Annotated in this window: 14 protein-coding genes; 7 read left to right on the top strand and 7 right to left on the bottom strand. The window is 74.4% G+C overall.

Going from position 1 to position 18,953, the window contains the following annotated elements; all coding sequences use genetic code 11:
- The first annotated feature begins 7 nt into the window (after nt 1-7).
- From iolB to mmsA, 3 genes are read left to right on the top strand one after another with little or no spacing between them, the layout of a single operon-like run.
- Nucleotides 8-829, top strand: coding sequence for a 5-deoxy-glucuronate isomerase (iolB, locus tag G7Z13_RS12420; protein ID WP_165998718.1), 822 nt, complete (start codon nt 8-10; stop codon nt 827-829).
- The gene (gene iolD, locus G7Z13_RS12415; RefSeq protein WP_165998716.1) at nt 826-2,703 is read left to right on the top strand and encodes a 3D-(3,5/4)-trihydroxycyclohexane-1,2-dione acylhydrolase (decyclizing); all 1,878 of its coding nucleotides are present in this window, start codon (nt 826-828) and stop codon (nt 2,701-2,703) included. Before iolB ends, iolD begins: the two co-directional genes overlap by 4 nt.
- A 14-nt stretch (nt 2,704-2,717) precedes the next feature.
- Nucleotides 2,718-4,220, top strand: coding sequence for a CoA-acylating methylmalonate-semialdehyde dehydrogenase (mmsA, locus tag G7Z13_RS12410; protein WP_165998714.1), 1,503 nt, complete (start codon nt 2,718-2,720; stop codon nt 4,218-4,220).
- A gap of 55 nt (nt 4,221-4,275) precedes the next feature.
- Here mmsA and G7Z13_RS12405 read toward each other — a convergent pair whose 3' ends face one another.
- Nucleotides 4,276-5,121, bottom strand: coding sequence for a hypothetical protein (locus G7Z13_RS12405; protein ID WP_165998713.1), 846 nt, complete (start codon nt 5,119-5,121; stop codon nt 4,276-4,278).
- A 176-nt stretch (nt 5,122-5,297) separates the two neighbouring features.
- Here G7Z13_RS12405 and G7Z13_RS12400 point away from each other — a divergent pair, with 176 nt between their 5' ends.
- From G7Z13_RS12400 to G7Z13_RS12390, 3 genes are all read left to right on the top strand, one after another.
- A complete protein-coding gene (locus G7Z13_RS12400) occupies nt 5,298-7,952 on the top strand; it encodes a CocE/NonD family hydrolase (protein ID WP_165998711.1) in 2,655 nt (884 codons plus the stop codon).
- Complete coding sequence (locus G7Z13_RS12395; RefSeq protein ID WP_165998710.1) at nt 7,949-8,812, top strand: ABC transporter permease; 864 nt, start codon at nt 7,949-7,951, stop codon at nt 8,810-8,812. The genes G7Z13_RS12400 and G7Z13_RS12395 overlap by 4 nt, the downstream gene beginning before the upstream one ends.
- A 529-nt stretch (nt 8,813-9,341) precedes the next feature.
- Complete coding sequence (locus G7Z13_RS12390) at nt 9,342-10,208, top strand: LPXTG cell wall anchor domain-containing protein (RefSeq protein ID WP_240926192.1); 867 nt, start codon at nt 9,342-9,344, stop codon at nt 10,206-10,208.
- A gap of 125 nt (nt 10,209-10,333) precedes the next feature.
- On the opposite strand, the gene G7Z13_RS12385 is transcribed toward G7Z13_RS12390, so the two are convergent.
- Nucleotides 10,334-11,629 (bottom strand): ATP-grasp domain-containing protein, encoded by a 1,296-nt coding sequence (locus tag G7Z13_RS12385; RefSeq protein WP_240926481.1) that lies wholly within the window; start codon nt 11,627-11,629, stop codon nt 10,334-10,336.
- Between the two features lie 201 nt (nt 11,630-11,830).
- Here G7Z13_RS12385 and G7Z13_RS12380 point away from each other — a divergent pair, with 201 nt between their 5' ends.
- Complete coding sequence (locus G7Z13_RS12380) at nt 11,831-13,318, top strand: glycosyl hydrolase (protein WP_206313058.1); 1,488 nt, start codon at nt 11,831-11,833, stop codon at nt 13,316-13,318.
- A 28-nt stretch (nt 13,319-13,346) separates the two neighbouring features.
- On the opposite strand, the gene G7Z13_RS12375 is transcribed toward G7Z13_RS12380, so the two are convergent.
- From G7Z13_RS12375 to G7Z13_RS12355, 5 genes are read right to left on the bottom strand one after another with little or no spacing between them, the layout of a single operon-like run.
- On the bottom strand, nt 13,347-14,492 hold the full coding sequence (locus G7Z13_RS12375) for a GNAT family N-acetyltransferase (protein WP_165998706.1): 1,146 nt from the start codon (nt 14,490-14,492) through the stop codon (nt 13,347-13,349).
- Nucleotides 14,489-15,178 (bottom strand): lipopolysaccharide biosynthesis protein, encoded by a 690-nt coding sequence (locus tag G7Z13_RS12370; protein WP_206313057.1) that lies wholly within the window; start codon nt 15,176-15,178, stop codon nt 14,489-14,491. The genes G7Z13_RS12375 and G7Z13_RS12370 overlap by 4 nt, the downstream gene beginning before the upstream one ends.
- Nucleotides 15,175-16,326: a glycosyltransferase gene (locus tag G7Z13_RS12365; RefSeq protein WP_165998705.1), complete on the bottom strand. Its 1,152-nt coding sequence runs from the start codon at nt 16,324-16,326 to the stop codon at nt 15,175-15,177. Before G7Z13_RS12365 ends, G7Z13_RS12370 begins: the two co-directional genes overlap by 4 nt.
- A complete protein-coding gene (locus tag G7Z13_RS12360) occupies nt 16,323-17,096 on the bottom strand; it encodes a polysaccharide deacetylase family protein (RefSeq protein WP_165998703.1) in 774 nt (257 codons plus the stop codon). The genes G7Z13_RS12365 and G7Z13_RS12360 overlap by 4 nt, the downstream gene beginning before the upstream one ends.
- Entirely contained in the window at nt 17,080-18,846 is a 1,767-nt protein-coding gene (locus G7Z13_RS12355) for a lipid II flippase MurJ (RefSeq protein WP_166004895.1), read from the bottom strand. Before G7Z13_RS12355 ends, G7Z13_RS12360 begins: the two co-directional genes overlap by 17 nt.
- Nucleotides 18,847-18,953: the final 107 nt, after the last annotated feature.

The raw sequence follows: 18,953 nt of genomic DNA, 5'->3' as shown, positions 1-18,953 counted from the left end.
GGCCCGCATGAACGACGAGCTGTACCTGCCCAAGGGCACGACCGCGGACGCGCACCACATCCTCGCCATCGACCCGAAGCGGGCCGGCTGGACCTACAGCAGCCTGCGCGTCGTCGAACTCCCGCCCGGCGGCGGCCACACCCTGCTCGCCGGGGACAGCGAGTGGATCGTGCTGCCCCTCAGCGGTGGCTGTACGGTGCAGGTCGACGACCAGGTGTTCCAACTCCTGGGCCGCCAGGACGTGTTCGCGTCCGTCACGGACTTCGCGTACGTCCCCCGGGACACCCGGGCACAGATCGCCTCCGGCGCGGGAGGCCGCTTCGCCCTGGCAGGAGCGAAGTGCGAGCGACGACTCCCCGCCCGCTACGGCCCCGCGCCGGAGGTCCCCGTCGAGCAGCGCGGCAGCGGCACCTGCGCCCGCACCGTGCGCAACTTCGCCTCCGCCGACGCCTTCGACTGCGACAGGCTCATCGCCGTCGAGGTGATCACACCGGGCGGCAACTGGTCGTCGTACCCGCCGCACAAGCACGACGAGCACCGGCCCGGCGAGGAGTCGCAGCTGGAGGAGATCTACTACTTCGAGATCGCCGGCCCGCACGGCTTCGGCTACCAGCGGGTGTTCCCCTCCCGCGAGGGCGGCGCCGACGTGCTCGCCGAGGTCCGCTCCGGCGACACCGTCCTCGTGCCGGACGGCTGGCACGGCCCGTCCGTCGCCCAGCCCGGCCACGACATGTACTACCTGAACGTCATGGCCGGCCCGGGCGAGACCCGGGAGTGGCGGATCTGCTTCCACCCGGACCACACAGAAAGCACAGGGGGCTACCGATGACCGTCCGGCTCACCGTCGCCCAGGCACTCGTCCGCTTCCTCGCCGCCCAGTACACCGAACGCGACGGCGAGCGGCGCCGGCTGATCGGCGCGACCTGGGGGATCTTCGGCCACGGCAACGTCGCCGGGATCGGCCAGGCGCTCGTCGAGTACGCCGACGTCATGCCGTACCACCAGGGCCGCAACGAACAGGCCATGGTGCACGCGGCGGTCGGCTACGCACGGCAGTCGGGCCGCCTGTCCACGCACGCCGTCACGACCTCCATCGGCCCCGGCGCCACCAACCTGGTCACCGGCGCCGCCCTCGCCACCATCAACCACCTGCCGGTCCTGCTCCTGCCCGGCGACGTCTTCGCCGCCCGCCCCGCCGACCCGGTCCTCCAGCAGCTCGAAGTGCCGTACGCCGGCGACGTGTCCGTCAACGACACCCTGCGCCCGGTGTCCCGCTACTTCGACCGGATCACCCGCCCCGAAGCCCTGATCCCGGCCGCCCTGCAGGCCGTGCGGGTGCTCACCGACCCCGTCGAGACCGGCGCCGTCACCCTCGGCCTGCCGCAGGACGTGCAGGCCGAGGCGTACGACTGGCCGGAGGAGTTCTTCGCCGACCGCACCTGGGTGGTACGCCGGCCCGGCGCCGACCCGACCGAGCTGGCGGAGGCCGTACGGGTGATCCGCGGCGCGCACCGGCCGCTGATCGTCGCGGGCGGCGGCGTCCACCACAGCCGCGCCGAGGCCGCCCTCGCCGAGTTCGCCGAGACCACCGGCATCCCCGTCGCCTCCACCCAGGCGGGCAAGGGCTCCCTGCCCCACGACCATCCGCAGGACGTCGGCGGCATCGGCCACACCGGCACCGCCACCGCCGACGAGCTGGCCCGCGCCGCCGACCTGGTGATCGGCGTCGGCACCCGCTGGACCGACTTCACCACCGCGTCGAACACCCTCTTCGCCGGGGAGAACGTCCGCTTCGTCAACCTGAACATCGCGCCCCTCGACGGCCACAAGATGGCCGGCCTGGCGCTGGTCGCCGACGCCCGCAGCGGCCTGACCGAGCTGACGGACGCGCTGCGGCTGCACGGCCACCGCGTCACCGACGCCTACCGGGCCGGTTACACCGAGGCCAAGGAGCGCTGGGAGCAGCGCGTCGACTCCGCCTACGCCGCCCACGACCCGGACGCCCGGCCCACCCAGACCCAGGTGCTCGGCGCGCTCGACGCCCTCGTCGACGAACGGGACGTCATCATCAACGCGGCCGGGTCCCTCCCCGGCGACCTGCACAAACTCTGGCGGGCCCGGTCGCACGACCAGTACCACCTGGAGTACGGCTACTCCTGCATGGGTTACGAGATCCCCGCCGCGATCGGGGTGAAGCTCGCCGCGCCGGACCGGCCGGTGTGGGCGCTGGTCGGCGACGGCACGTATCTGATGATGCCGACGGAGATCGTGACCGCCGTGCAGGAGGGCGTCGCGATCAAGGTCCTGCTGGTGCAGAACCACGGCTACGCCTCCATCGGCGGGCTCTCCGAGTCCGTCGGCGCCGAGCGGTTCGGCACCGCCTACCGCTTCCCGGCCGGCGACGGCACCTACACCGGGGCCCCGCTCCCGGTCGATCTCGCCGCCAACGCCGAGTCCCTCGGCATGCGGGTGCTGCGCGCCCGCACCGTCCGTGACCTGCGCACCGCCCTCGCGGAGGCGCGGGCCGCCGACACTCCCACATGTGTCTACGTGGAGACCGAAACGGCAGACACAGTGTCGGGCGCGCCCGAGGCGCAGGCCTGGTGGGATGTACCTGTGGCCGAGACCGCGACCCGGCCGTCCGCGGTCAAGGCACGTGAGCTGTACGAACGGCACGTCTCGACGCGACGCCGCCATCTGTGAAGGAGTAACCGGGCATGACGAAGATCGTCAACCACTGGATCGGCGGCAAGACCGTCGAGGGCGCGTCGGGCACGTTCGGGCCCGTCACGGACCCGGCGACCGGCGCGGTCACCACGAAGGTCGCGTTCGCGTCGGTGGACGAGGTGGACGCGGCGGTCGCCGCCGCGCGGGAGGCGTTCGCCACCTGGGGCCAGTCCTCGCTGGCGCAGCGCACCTCCATCCTGTTCCGGTTCCGCGCGCTGCTGGACGCGCACCGCGACGAGATCGCCGAGCTGATCACCGCCGAGCACGGCAAGGTCCACTCCGACGCCCTGGGCGAGGTCGCGCGCGGCCTGGAGATCGTCGACCTGGCCTGCGGGATCAACGTCCAGCTCAAGGGCGAGCTGTCCACGCAGGTCGCCAGCCGCGTCGACGTGGCCGCGATCCGCCAGCCGCTCGGCGTCGTCGCCGGCATCACGCCGTTCAACTTCCCGGCGATGGTGCCGATGTGGATGTTCCCGCTGGCCATCGCCTGTGGCAACACCTTCGTGCTGAAGCCGAGCGAGAAGGACCCGTCGGCGTCGGTCCGCCTCGCGGAGCTGCTGGCCGAGGCCGGCCTGCCGGACGGTGTCTTCAACGTCGTGCACGGCGACAAGGTGGCCGTCGACCGGCTGCTGGAGCACCCCGACGTCAAGGCGGTGTCCTTCGTCGGCTCCACCCCGATCGCCCGCTACATCCACACCACCGCCTCCGCGAACGGCAAGCGCGTCCAGGCGCTCGGCGGCGCCAAGAACCACATGCTGGTGCTGCCCGACGCCGACCTGGACGCCGCCGCGGACGCCGCCGTCTCGGCCGCCTACGGCTCGGCGGGCGAGCGCTGCATGGCCATCTCCGCGGTCGTGGCGGTCGGCTCGATCGGCGACGAGCTGGTGGAGCGGATCCGCGAGCGCGCCGAGAAGATCAAGATCGGTCCCGGCAACGACCCGGCGTCCGAGATGGGCCCGCTCATCACCAGGGCCCACCGCGACAAGGTCGCCTCCTACGTGCACAACGCGGCGGCCGAGGGCTGCGAGGTGGTCCTCGACGGCACCGGCTACACGGTCGAGGGCTTCGAGGACGGCCACTGGATCGGCATCTCGCTCCTCGACAAGGTCCCCACCAGCGCCAAGGCCTACCAGGACGAGATCTTCGGCCCGGTGCTGTGCGTGCTGCGCGTCGGCACGTACGAGGAGGGCGTCGCCCTCATCAACGCGTCGCCGTTCGGCAACGGCACCGCGATCTTCACCCGGGACGGCGGCGCCGCCCGCCGCTTTCAGCTGGAGGTCGAGGCCGGCATGGTCGGCGTCAACGTGCCGATCCCGGTGCCCGTCGGCTACCACTCCTTCGGCGGCTGGAAGGACTCCCTCTTCGGCGACCACCACATCTACGGCAACGACGGCACCCACTTCTACACCCGCGGCAAGGTCGTCACCACCCGCTGGCCGGACCCGGCCGACGCCCCGGCGGGCGTGGACCTGGGCTTCCCCCGCAACCACTGAGCCGGCCCGGTGCCCCGGCCCGCCGCGCGACACGGCGGACCGGGGCACCGGTGTGTCACTGGCCGATCGCCGAGTCCCGCTGCTCCCTGACCTGCTCGGTGAGGTCGCCGGTCTCGGCGGCGGGCGGCGCCGTGATCCGCTCGGTGCCCCCGAACTTCACGAAGTCCATGGTCACGGTCATGCCGGCACCGGTCTGCGAGATGCGCACGGGCAGGTCGTCGCCGTCGACCCAGATGTCCGCCGTCAGCTTCCCGCCGTCCGCCTTCAATGCGGCGAGGGCGGCCTTCTTCTCCGCCTCGGTGAGCTTGGACTTGTTGATGTGGTCCGCGCCCACGCTGCCCCGGTAGTGAGTGGTCTTCTTGCCGAGGACCGTCTCCTCGCCGAGGTCCTTCACCTGCGTCGCGGCGGTCATGTAGCGCAGCGTCGCCGTCGGGTCCGCGGTGGCCGCCATGTTCTCGACGCCCGCGTCGCCCAGCACCGCCGAGACGTCGATCCGCATCCACTCCTTGCCCCGCAGCGGACCGCTGGGCTGGGGATCGATGTCGTAGTAGTAGGCGCCGTCGACCATGATGACCCGCGTCGTCGCGTCGTCCTGGAGGGCGGTCATCTGCGCCGCGGCGGTGTCCATCTCGACGTCCATCGCCGGGCCGTCACCCCACGAGTACGTGCCGTCCATCGCGATCGGCTCGCCGCCCGTCGCGTCCAGCTCGGTCGTCGTCTCGATCCGCGCCGAGCCCAGCTCCTCGGTCCGGTCGGTGGCGCGGGTGAGCGCCGCCAGGATCTGGTCCGCGTTCTGCGCCGCCTCGGCCGCCGTCTTCGTCGAGTCCGCACCACAGGCGGTCGTCGCCAGCAGTGCCGCCGCGGTGACCCCCACCCAGGCAGCGGTGTGCCGAACGTTCATGTGTTCCCACCCCAAAGCCGTGTGTCATTGACGAGCGCGACTCTAGCGGGCCGCACTGACAGCCGTCCGTACGACGGGTGCGGTACGCGCCCCTCGCGACGTACTCCCCGAGGAGGGGGCGGGCCTCCGTCCACAAGCTGTCTGCCACCGACAGGTGGGCCCCGTACCGTGGACGCATGGATCTTCGACTGCCCGGAATACGCGGGGCCCGGTCGCGGGGGCCGAGGCGGCTGCTCGCCGCCGGCGCGGCCGTCGCCGTCCTCGCCTGTGCCGGCACCTGGACGGCCGTCGCCTCCGACGACCCGCCCGCGGTGCACCGCGCCGACCGGGTCATGGACGTCGGCGACGGGGTGCGCCTGGACACCTCGTACTTCACCGCCGGCGACGACGGCCGCCGCCCCGCCGTGCTCCTCGCGCACGGCTTCGGCGGCAGCAAGAACGACGTCCGGCAGCAGGCGGAGAAGCTGGCGCGCGACGGGTACGCGGTGCTGACCTGGTCGGCGCGCGGCTTCGGCAGGTCCACCGGGAAGATCGGGCTGAACGACCCGGACGGCGAGGTCGCCGACGTCTCGAAGCTCCTCGACTGGCTGGCGCGGCAGCCGCAGGTCCGGCTCGACAAGGCGGGCGACCCGCGCGTCGGCATGGCCGGCGGCTCCTACGGCGGCGCGGTCTCCCTGCTGGCCGCCGGGCACGACCCGCGCGTGGACGCCATCGCCCCCGCGGTCACCTACTGGAACCTGGCGGACGCGCTGTTCCCGGACGGCGTCTTCAAGAAGCTGTGGGCGGGCGTCTTCGTCACCACCGGCGGCGGCTGCCGGGCGTTCGAGACGGCGATCTGCCGGATGTACGAGCGGGTCGCCGAGACCGGCGTCCCGGACGCGAAGGCCCGCGCCCTGCTGGAGGAACGCTCACCGTCCGCCGTCGGCGACCGCGTCAAGGTGCCCACCCTCCTCGTCCAGGGCCAGACCGACTCCCTCTTCCCACTCGGCCAGGCCGACGCCGCCGCGCGGGCGATCCGCGCGAACGGCGCCCCCGTCGCCGTCGACTGGATCGCGGGCGGCCACGACGGCGGCGACCTGGAGACCGACCGCGTCCAGGCCCGCGTCACCGCCTGGTTCGACCGCTATCTGAAGGGCGACAAGAGCGCTGGCACCGGCCCCGCCTTCCGCGTCACCCGCACCGGAGGCGTCGACTCCACCGACGGCGAGGCCCAGTTGCGCGGCGCGAGCGCCGACCGCTACCCGGGCCTGGCCAGCGGCGGCACGTCCGTCACGCTCACCGGACGCGAGCAGGCCTTCGCCAACCCGCCCGGCGCGAACCCGCCCGCCGTCTCCGCCCTGCCCGGCCTCGGCGCCGGCGGCGGCCTCGCCCAGCTGTCCTCGCTCGGCGTCGGCGTCTCACTGGACTTCCCCGGCCAGCACGCCCGCTTCGGCTCCGCGCCGCTCGGTGACGACCTGCGGATCACCGGCTCCCCGACGGCCACCGTCCACGTCGAATCCACCAGCGAGGACGCCGTCCTCTTCGCCAAGCTGTACGACGTCGGCCCCGACGGCCGGCAGCAGGTGCTGCCCGCCCAGCTCGTGTCACCGGTGCGCGTCGAGGACGCCCGGTCCGGCAAGGACGTCACCCTCACCCTCCCGGCGATCGACCACGAGGTGGAGCGGGGCCACCGGCTGAGCCTGGTGCTCGCCGCCACCGACCTCGGCTACGCCTCCCCGGCCGCCCCGGCGACGTACAGGGTCTCCCTGAAGGGCGACCTGACGGTGCCGACCGCCCCCGGCGTCACCACGGCCGCCGCCCCGCTGCCGTCCTGGGTGTGGTGGCTGCCGCCGACCGGCGCGCTGATCGCCGCCGCCCTGCTGCTCACCGCCCGCCGCCGCACCACGAGCCCCCCGCCCGACCCGGCGCTCGCGGACGTCCCCCTCCAGATCACCGGCCTGAGCAAGCGGTACGCCAAGTCGGCGGACCGGTACGCGGTCAAGGACCTCTCCTTCCGCGTGGAGAAGGGCCAGGTCCTCGGCCTGCTCGGCCCCAACGGCGCGGGCAAGACCACCACCCTGCGCATGCTGATGGGCCTGATCACCCCGGACGACGGCGAGATCCGCGTCTTCGGACACGCCATCCGCCCCGGCGCCCCCGTCCTCTCCCGCGTCGGCGCCTTCGTCGAGGGCGCGGGCTTCCTGCCGCACCTGTCCGGCCGGGAGAACCTGGAGCTGTACTGGAAGGCCACCGGCCGCCCCGCCGAGGACGCCCACCTCGACGAGGCCCTGGAGATCGCCGGGCTCGGCGAGGCCCTGGCCCGCGCGGTGCGCACCTACTCCCAGGGCATGCGCCAGCGCCTCGCCATCGCCCAGGCCATGCTCGGCCTGCCCGACCTGCTCATCCTCGACGAGCCGACCAACGGACTCGACCCGCCCCAGATCCGCGAGATGCGCGAGGTGATGATCCGGTACGCCGCCGCCGGACGCACCGTGATCGTCTCCAGCCATCTCCTCGCGGAGGTCGAGCAGTCCTGCACCCACCTCGTGGTGATGGACCGCGGCCGGCTCGTCCAGGCGGGCCCCGTCGGGGCAATCACCGGCTCCGGCGACACCCTGCTCGTCGGCACCGCCCTGCCCTTGGAGGAACCGGTCGTGGAGAAGGTCGCCGCGCTGGAGGGCGTCGCCTCCGCCGTCCGCACCGACGACGGGCTGCTGGTCCGCCTCGACGCCGACGGCAGCGCCACCCGGCTCGTCGCCGAACTCGTCCGCCTGGAGGTGCCCGTCCACTCCGTCGGCCCGCACCGCCGCCTGGAGGACGCCTTCCTCACCCTGATCGGAGGCTCCGCGTGAGCAGCCCCGCGACGCTCGCCGACGTGGCCCCCGGCTACCGCGCGGCCCGCACCCTGCCCCTGCGCGTCGAGCTGGTCCGCCAGCTCAAGCGCCGCCGCACGATGGTCATGTTCGGCATCCTCGCAGCCCTGCCGTTCGTCCTGGCCGTCGCCTTCGCCGTGGGCGGCGAGCCGGACGGCCGCGGCGACCGCGTCACCCTGATGGACACCGCGACCGCGTCCGGCGCGAACTTCGCCGCCGTCAACCTGTTCGTCTCGGCGGGCTTCCTGCTCGTCGTCCCGGTCGCCCTGTTCTGCGGCGACACGGTCGCCTCGGAGGCCAACTGGTCCTCGCTGCGCTACCTGCTCGCCGCCCCGGTGCCACGTGCCCGGCTGCTGTGGTCCAAGCTCGCCGTCGGACTCGGCCTGAGCCTGGCGGCGATGGTGCTGCTGCCCGTGGTCGCGCTGGCCGTCGGCACCGCCGCCTACGGCTGGGGGCCCCTGGCCATCCCCACCGGCGGCTCGCTCGACGCGGGCACCGCCGCCCAGCGGCTCGTGGTGGTCGTGGCGTACGTCTTCGTGTCCCAGCTGGTCACCGCCGGGCTCGCGTTCTGGCTGTCGACCCGCACCGACGCCCCGCTGGGCGCCGTCGGCGGCGCGGTCGGCCTCACCATCGTCGGCAACGTCCTCGACGCGGTGACCGCCCTCGGCGACTGGCGGCACTTCCTGCCCGTCCACTGGCAGTTCGCCTGGGCGGACGCCGTCCAGCCCCGCCCCGAGTGGTCCGGCATGATCCAGGGCGCGGCCGTCTCCGTGACGTACGCCCTGGTGCTCTTCGCGCTGGCCTTCCGGGGCTTCGCCCGCAAGGACATCGTTTCCTAGCCGGTCCGGCGGAGGATCACCTACGTCTCGGGCGGACCGACCCCCATCCGTGCCTCCCCTCAAGGCCACCCGCAACGCCCGTTCCGGCCCCCTTCCGTCACGGTCGCGGACACAGGCGGACGCGAAGGGGGCGGGACGGCCGTGTCCTCGGCGGCGAGGTGACTGTCCGTCAACCACGGTGGCCGCCGAGCGGCCTCCGTTCTTCTCGGCCGACACGCCGACGGCCGACCAAGACGACCCGGGTCGCAGTCGAGGCTGTGACGCCTCGACCCCCGCCCTGGGTAGCGGTTCTGACGGCCATTCGGCCAATACGTTCGGGTGAATAACCCGATGAGTCACGTTCCTTGCTCCCTCCGGATGTCTATGCCTCGTCCTGCAGCTGCCGGTCATGGTGCTCGCCCGGTCTCGGCGGCCCCTTCCCTTTCCAAGGCCGGCGTTTCCCACTTCGCCAAGCAGGAAGACAACGAGATTGCGACAGATTCTGAGCAAGGGAGTGGTCGCGGCTGCCGCCGCGACAGGAATTCTGTCCTTGTGCGGTAGTTACGCCCTCGCCGACTCGGCGGCGGGCGTAGGCGCCAAGGGCGCGCCCGGTGTGGTCGCGGGCAAGGAGGCCCAGGCCCCGTCGGTCGTCCCGGACACCGCCTGCGACGACACCTGTGCCGGCGCCTCGGACACCGCCGACGGTGACCGGCACACGGGTCACGACGGGTCGTACGGCGGTGTCGGTTCGGAAGCGCCGTCCGAGGGCTCGTACGGGGAGGCCGCTTCCGGCACGTTGTCCGGGGACGCGTACGGCGACATCGGCGGCGATGACGAGTCCGGACACGGCAGCGACGGGGCACCTTCCACCGAGCCCGCGGCTGATGACAGGGCTGCGGGCTCGCCCGACGCGGGTGCGGACACCGGGGAGACGCCCCCGGCCCACGACTCGGGGGACGACTCGAACGGCGGTTATGGGGAGACGCCGTCGAGTCACGGAGACGAGAAGCCCTCGGGTTACAGGGACCCTTCGGCCGGATACGGGGAGACGCCCCCGGGATACGGCGAGAATCCTCCGCCCACGCACACCCCGCCTCCTACACACACCCCGCCGCCCACCCACACCCCGCCTCCTACGCACACGCCTACGCCCACCCACACCCCGCCGCCCACGCACACCCCGCCTCCTGCGCACACGCCTACGCCCACCCACACCCCGCCGCCCACCCACACCCCGCCGCCCACCCACACGCCCCCGCCGGCCCACACCCCGCCGCCCGGCCACGAGCATCCGCCCAGCCTGCCGGAGACCGGCACCCGCGGCGTGGTCCTCCTGGCCGCCTCGGGTGTCGGTGCCGTGCTGATCGCGGGCGGTGCCCTGCTGTACCGGCGAGGCCGGGGCGCCTCCCGCCGTTAGGGGGTGCCGGTGTGGGTCGGCCTGGTCCGGGGGTGGGCCGGAAACCCGCGTGGGGACGACGGAAACGACAGGTCCTGCGGAGCCGGTGGTTGGTGCGCGAGTTGCCGGAGCGCCCCTGTGCCGCCTCAGCGGCTGCCCGCCTTCTCGTCGCCGGACAGGTCCGGTGCGGTCGGTGCGGTCGCCGCGGCCGGCACGTCCGCGTGGCGCGCCGGAGGGACGTGCGGACGGGCCGGGACCGGCGCGGTGGGCCGCAGCCGTCCGCGCAGCCGGCGCGAGACATGGGCGCTCCACAGGCTCCACATGGCCAGACCCGGTGCGATGTCGTCCTGGGCGTGCCAGGCAAGTTCCCGGCCGGCGGAGGCGGCCGGGCGCAGGGCGGTCAGGGGGGCGTAGTTCTCCACCACGAAGGTCCGGCCCGGCCGCGGTTCCCCGTCCGGCAGGGGACGCTGGGTCAGATCCAGGTGGAGCGCGCGGACGACGTCCAGGTCCGCGGTGTCGGTGAAGAGCCGGAACTGGGCGCCGGGACGTGGGTTGAAATCGAGCAGGTGGTAGCGGCCGGTCGTGGCGCAGCGGCGGAAGTCCAGGTCGAGGATGCCCTGGTAGCCCAGCTCGGCGACGAGGCGGGCGGTCAGCCGCCACAGCTGCGGCCGGTCCGCCCACGCCCCGACCGCGGTCAGGCCCGCGCCGCGCGGCCAGGAGTGCAGCTTGCGCCCCGTGCCGCCGGCCACGAGGGTGCCTGATCGGTCGGCGTAACCGTGCACGAACCAGTCGCGGTCCTCGCCGGGCGGCAGGAACTCCTGGAGCAGCAGCGGACTTCCGGCCTCCGGGGTCCGCGCGTACAGCTCGCGGGCCTCCTGGGCGGACCGCACAAGGACGGTACTGCGCAGTCCGGACCCGGCCGGCAGCAGCCAGGGGCGGCTCCACTTCGCCACCACCGGCAGCCCCAGGCGCCAGGCGGCGGACGCGGCCCGGGCGGCGCTGTCCGGGACCATGGTCACCGGATGCGGCACGTTCAGGGCCGCGCACACCCCGGCCAGCTCCGCCTTGTCGGCGACGTGCTCGGGCAGCACGTGGGAGGGGCCGGGCAGCAGATAGTCGGATGCGAGTGCGCCACGCAGGCGGCCGACGGCGACGGCGCCCGCGTCGTCCATCGGCACCAGTACGGCCGGCCCCGGCAGGGTGGCGGCCACCCGGCGCAGGACGGCGGCGATCTCGTCGGGGCCGGCGTCCGCGGCCGGCGGCGCGTGCAGTCGCCGTACGAATCGGGACCGGCCGACGGGACTGCCCGCGCAGTCGGCGACCACGTGCACCTCCACCCCGGTCCGGCCGAGCGAGCGCACGGCTCCCAGAGTTCCGTGGTGGAAGGGGTTCCGGTCGGTCCGCAGCAGAACGGCGGGGACCCCGGTGTCGAACATCGGCACGGTGGTTCTTTCCATTCGGTCGGTGTGCGCGCGCGAAGCGCGCGGCACAGGTTTCTCACCCGCGCGGACGAGCGGGGCACTCGAAAGCCGCAACCGCGCTGGCGGCAGGCCCGGCCGTGTGACTGAGTGTCAGTGGATCTCCACGGCACAGCGCGAGAAGAGCGTTCGAAGAACAGTGCGAGCGTGGCGGAAGGAGCAGGCATGACCCCACAGCAGCGACGGGCCCGGTCCCGGCGGCTGGCATGCGTGGCGGCGACGGTCGCCGCGACGGCAGCCCTGGCCGCGGGTCCGGGGTTCGCCGCCGGACTGGGGGTGGTGGTGGTCGCCGATCCGCCGCCGGTGCCCCCGGCGGCACCGCGACCAGAGGCGACCGGACCGCCCGCCGCCCTGGCGCCGCCGCCACGGCAGACGGCACCAGCCGCTCCCGCGAGCCCGTCCGTCCCCACGGCTGCGCCAATCCCCGCGAACCCACCGGTCCCCGTGAGCCCACCGGTCTCCCCGAAGCCGCCGGTTCCCGCGAACCCGTCGGTCCCGGCGACCCAGCCCGGGCCCGTCCCGGCCGGCTCGCCCGCTCCGGCGGTCCCCCTGGTCCCGGCGACCTCGGCCGCCTCCGCGCCGCCCGCCGTCGCGGCACCCGCGGACGACGCGCCCGCCTTCGGCGCCTACCTGGATTACGGCCCGCGCGGGATCACCCGCATGGCGGAGTTCAGCCGGTGGCTCGGCGGAGCCGACGTGCGCGTCGGCCACACCTACCTGCCCGGTGACCGCTGGAGCAACATCGAGGGCCGCCCCGGCTTCCTCGCCGCGTGGGCGGACTGGCGCAACGGCCGTGCCGACCGGATCCTCGTCCTCAACGTGCCCATGCTGGAGCGCAACGAGGAGGGCGTCCCCGACACCGAGGTGCGGGAGCTGCTGCGGCAGGGCGCCGCCGGGCGCTTCGATCACCACTTCCGGGCCCTGGCCGAGCGGCTGGTCGCGCTGCGGGCGCAGGACACGGTGCTGGTGCTCGGCTGGGAGATGAACGGCATCACCTACACCCATCGCTGCGGCCCGGACCCGGAGTCCTGGAAGAGGTACTGGAACAGGATCGTCACCACCATGCGTTCGGTGCCGGGACAGGAATTCCGCTTCGACTTCACGCCGAGCCGCGGGAAGGACGCCGTCGCCTGGACGGAGTGCTATCCCGGGGACGAGGTGGTCGACATCATCGGCATGGATTCCTACGACCAGCCGGCCGGAATGTCGTTCGACGAACAGGTGAGTGAGCCCTATGGGCTGCGCCACCACGTGGAATTCGCCCGCAAGCACGGCAAGGCCATCTCCTATCCCGAGTGGGGCCTCTTCCGCAACGGTGACAACGCCGAGTACATGCGGCGCATGCTCGCCTGGATGGACGAACACAGGCCGCTCTACAACACGCTGACCGACTACTGCCCGCACGGCGTGTGGCAGTGCGACCAGAACCCCGAGGCGGCCGAGGTGTACCGCAGCGTGCTGTCCGGTCGCACCGGGCAGCCGGACGCCCCGCCGGTGAGCCCGCCCGTCACCGAGCCCGCCGACCCGCCCTCCACCGAGCCCGCCCCGCAGCCGTCGGCCGACTGCACGGCGCTGGACCTGGGCGACTGGGTCGAGCACTGGCTCGGCGGGCAGCTGTGCGTGCGCGCCGACTGGTGGACGCGATTCGACTGACCCGGCACGCCGAAGGCGGCGGGCTCGCTCAGGACCCGCCGCCACCGTCAGGCTCCTGTCGCCGCCGGACCAGTTCCCGGCCCCGGTCCCGCAGGGCCGCCTGGCACAGTGCCGCCGCCAGCAGCGGGGCGGTGCGCCGCCGGGCCAGTAGCAGCCGCCGGTTCACCACCGCGTCCGGGCGCCAGTGGTGTTTGTACGGCTCGTCGCCGCGCAACAGGCTCAGCGCGCCGCGCCCGGCCAGGTGCTCGGTGGCGGCGTCCAGCAGCATGACCGCCACGTCCGCCCTGCGCTCCCGCAGACCCGGGTGGGCACCGTACAGATAGCCGCCGGTGAGGCACGGCGACAGCAGCGTCAGATCGACGGCGACCACCGCGCCGTCCAGCAGGAACTCGGTGACCACCGCGTCCCCCGACGCCACCATCGGCCCGACCGCCCGCACCAGATGGTCGCGGAACCGGGGGCGCAGATGCTCCGGCGTCACCTTCCGCCCCTGCCACTGGAGCCGATGCAGCTCCAGCAGCCGGTCCACGGTCCGTTCCACCCCGGCCGGGGCGACGGCGCGCCGTTCGATGCCGAGCGCCGCCAGCCTGCGCAGCTTGGCCCGCACCCGCTGCTGGGCCTTGGCCGACGGCAGCCGGGCGGCCAGCTCGGCCAGCGGCAGCGGCGGCAGCTCCAGGCAGAGCGAGTCGTCGAGGCGGCGGCGCGGCCCGCGCCATTGCTCGTAGACCCGTTCCGCCGCGCCGCCGGGCCGCACCTCGCGCAGGTCGAGCAGCGCGCCGCGGGCCTCCCGGGCGAGGGCGCCGGTGAGCGCGGCCACCGCCCGGTCACCGAGGGCGTCGTCCAGCAGCACGTCGGCGTAGTCGGAGATCGCCCCGCCGAGCGGCACCAGCGCGGGCAGCGGACCGCCCGCGCGCATCAGCGGGGCCGCCGCGACGAGGTCGTCACCGGACCGCACCAGCACCAGCCGCAGCCGCCCCCGCCTGCCGTACGACCGCCACCACGAGTGCAGCCAGGCGTGGGTCTGGAACGGCGTCGCCGTGCCGCACCGCCGGTACAGCCGCGTCCAGGCGGGGCCCAGCGCGGCGAAGGCGGTTTCGTCGGTGACGACCTCCGACGCGCAGCCGGACGCCGGGCCGGAGACGGGCGCGGCGAGCGCGGTGTCCGCCGCGTTCACAGCGCACCGTGGGTGTCACCGGCCAGGGCCGGACTCGGCAGCGCGGGGGGACGGCCCAGCTCGTCCGGGTCGCGCCTGGGCCGCACCAGCAGCGCCAGCCCACCCAGCAGCCCGCCCGCGCTGGCGCCGACCAGCCCGGTCACGGCCGGGGACGCCGAGGACGGCTCCGCGGGTTCGGTGGCGCGCGCGAACTGCTCCAGCTCGACATGGGTGACCTCGGCGGTGTCGCCCGCGTGCCGGGTGAGCGCGCGGGCCACCGCGTTGGCCATGTCGGCGGCGAGGTCCGGACGGGCGGAGGTGGCGGTCACCGCGACCATCGGCACGTCCGGGGAGGTGGCCGTCCGCACGCTGGACCGGAGCGTCGAGACCGGGACGCCCGCCCACACCTGGGCGTCACCGAGCACCGCGAGCTGAGTGGCGGCCCGGCCGTAGGCCTGGGCGAAGCCGAGCGCCGTGGCCGGGTCGGACCGCTCGGTGGGCACGGCGACGACATAGCTGGTGGCCGTGTACGTGGGTGTCCTGGCCACCCCGTACCCGCCGCCCAGCAGCCCGCCGGCCAGCACCCCGGCGGCGAGCAGCGACCAGGGTGGCAGCTTGCGGGCGCGGGAAAGGGCGGACGACCCGCGGCGCGGTGCGGGCGCCCGGTGTGATCCGGGGACGTGGTCGCCGGTGGGATGCTCGGTCATGAGGCGGTGACTTCCTGCGGAGACGGGGACAGGGCGGGAGAGGCGATGCGCGCGTACACGTCCATCAGCCGGGCGGCGCTGCGCGTGATGCTGTAGTGGCGGGCCGCCTCGGGGGCGGCGCGCGGCGCCGGACCGGCCGCGCGGGCCTCGGCGAGGGCCTGCGCGAAGGCATCCGCTCCGCCGGTGACACGGCGGGCCGCCGGGGCGCTGTGCGGGGGCAGGTCCTCGAGCGCGGGGCAGGCGGCGTAACGCACCGGCAGCCCGGACGCCAGAGCTTCCACGATCGCCAGGCCGAACGACTCCTCGGGGGACGGCGAGGCCAGCACGTCCATCGCGAAGAGCAGCGAGGGCAGATCGGGGCCGGGGGAGCCATCGGGAACGGCGGGGCGTTCGCCGGTGAACAGCACCCGTGCGGCGACGCCCGCCTCGTGGGCGGTGCGGCGCAGCACGTTCTCCTCGGGGCCCCCGCCGACCAGCAGCAGCCAGGGGTCGCCGGGCAGCAGGGCGAGGGCGTGCACGAGGACGTCGAAGCGCTTGGCGGCGGTGAGCCGTCCGACGCCCCCGATGACGTACGCCCCCTCGGGCAGGCCCAGCCGTTGCCGGGTGCGGTGCCGCCGCCGCGGGTCGAAGCGCAACCGGGACAGGTCGACGCCGTTGGGCACCACCTCGATGCGCGGCGCGGGCACCCCCCAGCGTCTGAGGCGGTCGGCGACCGTGGGGGAGACGGCGACCGTGGCACGGCCGAGACGCTCGCCGGCGAGGTAGAGCGCGCGCACCCCCGCGCCGAGCGGGCGGCCCTCCATCTGGGACTCGCCGAGGGAGTGCTCGGTGGCGACGACGGCGCGGACACCCGCGAGCCGGGCGGCGATCCGCCCGTAGACGCAGGCCCGGTACAGATGGGTGTGGACGAGGTCGTAGCCGCCGTCGCGGATGATCCGGACCAGGCGGGGGAGGGCGGACAGGTCGCGGTTGCCGGTCATGCCCAGGTGGACGACCCGCACCCCGTCGGCGGTCAGCCCGTCGGCGACCGCGCCCGGGTTGGTGAGGGTCACCACGTCGCACTCGACGGGCAGGTGCCGGATCAGCAGCCGCAACTGCTGCTCGGCACCGCCGACACCGAGACCGGTGATGACGTGCAGCGCCTTCACAGCGGCCCCTCCACGGGCCGGCGGCGCAACCGGTGCAGCCGGTACTTCAGGTGGAGGCGCACGGCGGTGTCGTTCTGCCCGATGTGCACGCGGGGCAGGGCGTGCGGGCCGGCGAGCGGGCCGGGGTCGATGGCACAGGCGTAGCGGTACCCGGCGGCGCGCACGGCGTCAACGGCGCGGCGGTCGATCGCGCCGTACGGATAGCAGAACCCGGCGACCGGAGCACCCGCCAGCTCCGCCAGCAGCTCCCGGCTCCCGGCCGTCTCGGCCCTCAGCACCGTGTCGTCCGCCTTCGTCAGATCCACGTGGGTCAGTCCGTGCGAGGCGATCTCGACACCGGCAGCGGCGGCCTCGCGGATGCCCTCCGCGGTCAGCAGCGGCTTGCGCGGGCCCAGCGGATCCCAGGCGTTGTCGCCGCCGAGCCGGCCCGGCAGCACGAACAGGGTCGCGTCGAAGCCGTGGCGGCGCAGCACGGGCAGGGCGTGGTCGACGAAGTCGGCGTACCCGTCGTCGAAGGTCAGCCCGACCAGCCCGTGGCCCGTCCCGTCGGCGCGGGCCGCCAGCAACTCGGTGACGGACACGCCGCGCAGCCCGCGCCGGCGCAGCCAGCCCAGCTGCCGGTCCAGCCGGGCGGGCGTGACGGTGATCCGGTACGGGTCGTCGGAGCAGTCGCCCACGGAGTGGTACATCGCCACCCACGGGACCGGGGTGGTACGGGACGCCGGGGCGGCACGGGTGCCGGGAACGGCGGAGTCAACGGAAGCGGCCATGTGCGAGCCTTCGGGTCACGGAGCGTACGGAACGGAAAGCGGGCGCGACGCCCTGCGCGCCCAGAAACCGGCCGAGCAGGGCGAAGACGACGGTCACGGTCAGCAGTCCGGCGGCGAGCGCCGGTCCCGGAGCGGCCAGGCGGTCCGCGACGAACGCGCCCGCGAGCGTGGCCACCAGCGCCGCCCGCAGTGGCCGGCTCAGTTCCTCGAGCACCGGCCGGACCCGGATCGGCACCACGCCGCGTCGGCGGGTGCCGGCCAGGAGCAGGGCGGCGGTCAGCGAGATGCCGGCCGCGTTGGCGGCGGCGATGCCGCAGGTGCCCCAGGGGCCCACGGTCCAGGCGCCGATCCAGGAGGTCGCCACGATCCCCAGCGTCATCGCCACGACCGGGTACCAGGTGGGCCGGCCCGCCCCGAAGTACGAGCGGATCAGCGCGCCCACCAGCGTCTGGCCCAGCAGCCCGAGCGCGTACACCCGCATCACCCGCGCGGTGGCCGCGGTGTCCCCCGCGGTGAACGCGCCGCGCTGGAAGAGCACGTCGACGATCTGCGGCGCGCACGCCACCACCGCCGCCGTGCCCAGCAGCACCACGCTCGCCGCCAGCGCCAGGTCGCGCTCGACACGCGCGCGTGCCCGCGCCGTGTCGCCGTCGGCCAGCGCCCGCGCGACCACGGGGAAGGTGACCGTGCACAGCATCAGCGACAGTGTCATCGGGATCTGCGCCACCTTCTGCGCGTAGTTGAGGTGGGAGATCGCCCCGGCGGGCAGGTGGGAGGCGAGGAACCGCTCGATGAGCACCTGCGACTGGCGGCACAGCGCGAACAGCAGCACGGTCGCGACCAGCGCGAGGGCCACCGGCCGGGCGCTGTGGCCGGGCTGCCCGCCCGGGCCGGGCGCCGGGCGCCTGCCGAGCTGCCGCAGCAGCGAGGGCAGTTGTACGGCGAGCATCAGGCAGCCTCCGGCCGCGACGCCGACCGCCGCCGAGCGCACGCCCCAGCGCCCGCCGAGCACCGACATCCCCGCGATGATCGTGGTGTTGTAGGCGACGTAGATCGACGCCGGGGCGAGGAAGCGGCGGTGGGCGCGCAGGGCGGCACTGCAGTACCCGGCGAGGCCGAAGGTCAGCACACAGGTCGCGGTGAGGCGGGTGCAGTCGACGGCCAGGGCCGGGTCGGGCAGGCCGGGCGCCAGTGCTTCCACCAGGTACGGCGCGACGGCCACGACCAGTGCCGCGACGGCGGCCAGCGTCAGCAGCAGCCGGGGCGCGGTCGCAGCGATCAGGGCGCGCACCGGGTCGCCGGAAGCGCCCCGTGCCCGCCGCGCCAGGGCCAGACTGAACGCCGGGACCAGCACGAAGGCCAGCCCGTCCTCGATCAGCAGGGTGGCGGCGAACTCCGGGACCGTCCAGGCCACCAGGAACGCGTCCGTGTCGCTGCCCGCGCCGAACAGCCGGGCCAGCGCCTGGTCCCGGGCGAGCCCCAGCACCGATCCGGCGATCGAGAGCACCGCGGTGAGCAGCGCGGCCCTGGCGAGGAAGCCCCCGGACTCCCGCACCTCCTTCGTGAGGTCCTGGCCGGTTCCGGACTCCCGGGGGGCCTTCGGATCACGGGAGGCGTCCGGCCGGCTGCGGCTGTCCGGCCCGGGCGGGGTTCCGATCCGCCGGGGATCCTCATGGCGGGTGGCGGTCGTGCGAACAAGGGGGATGGTGAAGGGCACGGGGGCCCGTGGGGCCTCCGGATCCTCCGGCATGACGGGGGCCGCCGGGCCCTCCGGGGTGTCCGCGCCGTGGGCCTCCGGGATGCCCGGGACCTCCGGGGTCTCCGGGGTCTCCGGGGCCGCGGCGCCCGGGTCACTCG

The organism is Streptomyces sp. JB150, from assembly GCF_011193355.1.
GTDB lineage: Bacteria > Actinomycetota > Actinomycetes > Streptomycetales > Streptomycetaceae > Streptomyces.
Note: the sequence above shows the minus strand (reverse complement) of the source record. Positions and strands in the feature narration are given on the sequence as shown.

Bases quoted from the DNA above. Each gene is read 5' to 3' on its own strand.
- iolB (WP_165998718.1), top strand. From the start codon at position 8: ATGAACGACGAGCTGTACCTGCCCAAGGGCACGACCGCGGACGCGCAC.
- iolD (WP_165998716.1), top strand. From the start codon at position 826: ATGACCGTCCGGCTCACCGTCGCCCAGGCACTCGTCCGCTTCCTCGCC.
- mmsA (WP_165998714.1), top strand. From the start codon at position 2,718: ATGACGAAGATCGTCAACCACTGGATCGGCGGCAAGACCGTCGAGGGC.
- G7Z13_RS12405 (WP_165998713.1), bottom strand. From the start codon at position 5,121: ATGAACGTTCGGCACACCGCTGCCTGGGTGGGGGTCACCGCGGCGGCA.
- G7Z13_RS12400 (WP_165998711.1), top strand. From the start codon at position 5,298: ATGGATCTTCGACTGCCCGGAATACGCGGGGCCCGGTCGCGGGGGCCG.
- G7Z13_RS12380 (WP_206313058.1), top strand. From the start codon at position 11,831: ATGACCCCACAGCAGCGACGGGCCCGGTCCCGGCGGCTGGCATGCGTG.
- G7Z13_RS12370 (WP_206313057.1), bottom strand. From the start codon at position 15,178: ATGACCGAGCATCCCACCGGCGACCACGTCCCCGGATCACACCGGGCG.
- G7Z13_RS12360 (WP_165998703.1), bottom strand. From the start codon at position 17,096: ATGGCCGCTTCCGTTGACTCCGCCGTTCCCGGCACCCGTGCCGCCCCG.
- G7Z13_RS12355 (WP_166004895.1), bottom strand. From the start codon at position 18,846: ATGCCGGAGGATCCGGAGGCCCCACGGGCCCCCGTGCCCTTCACCATC.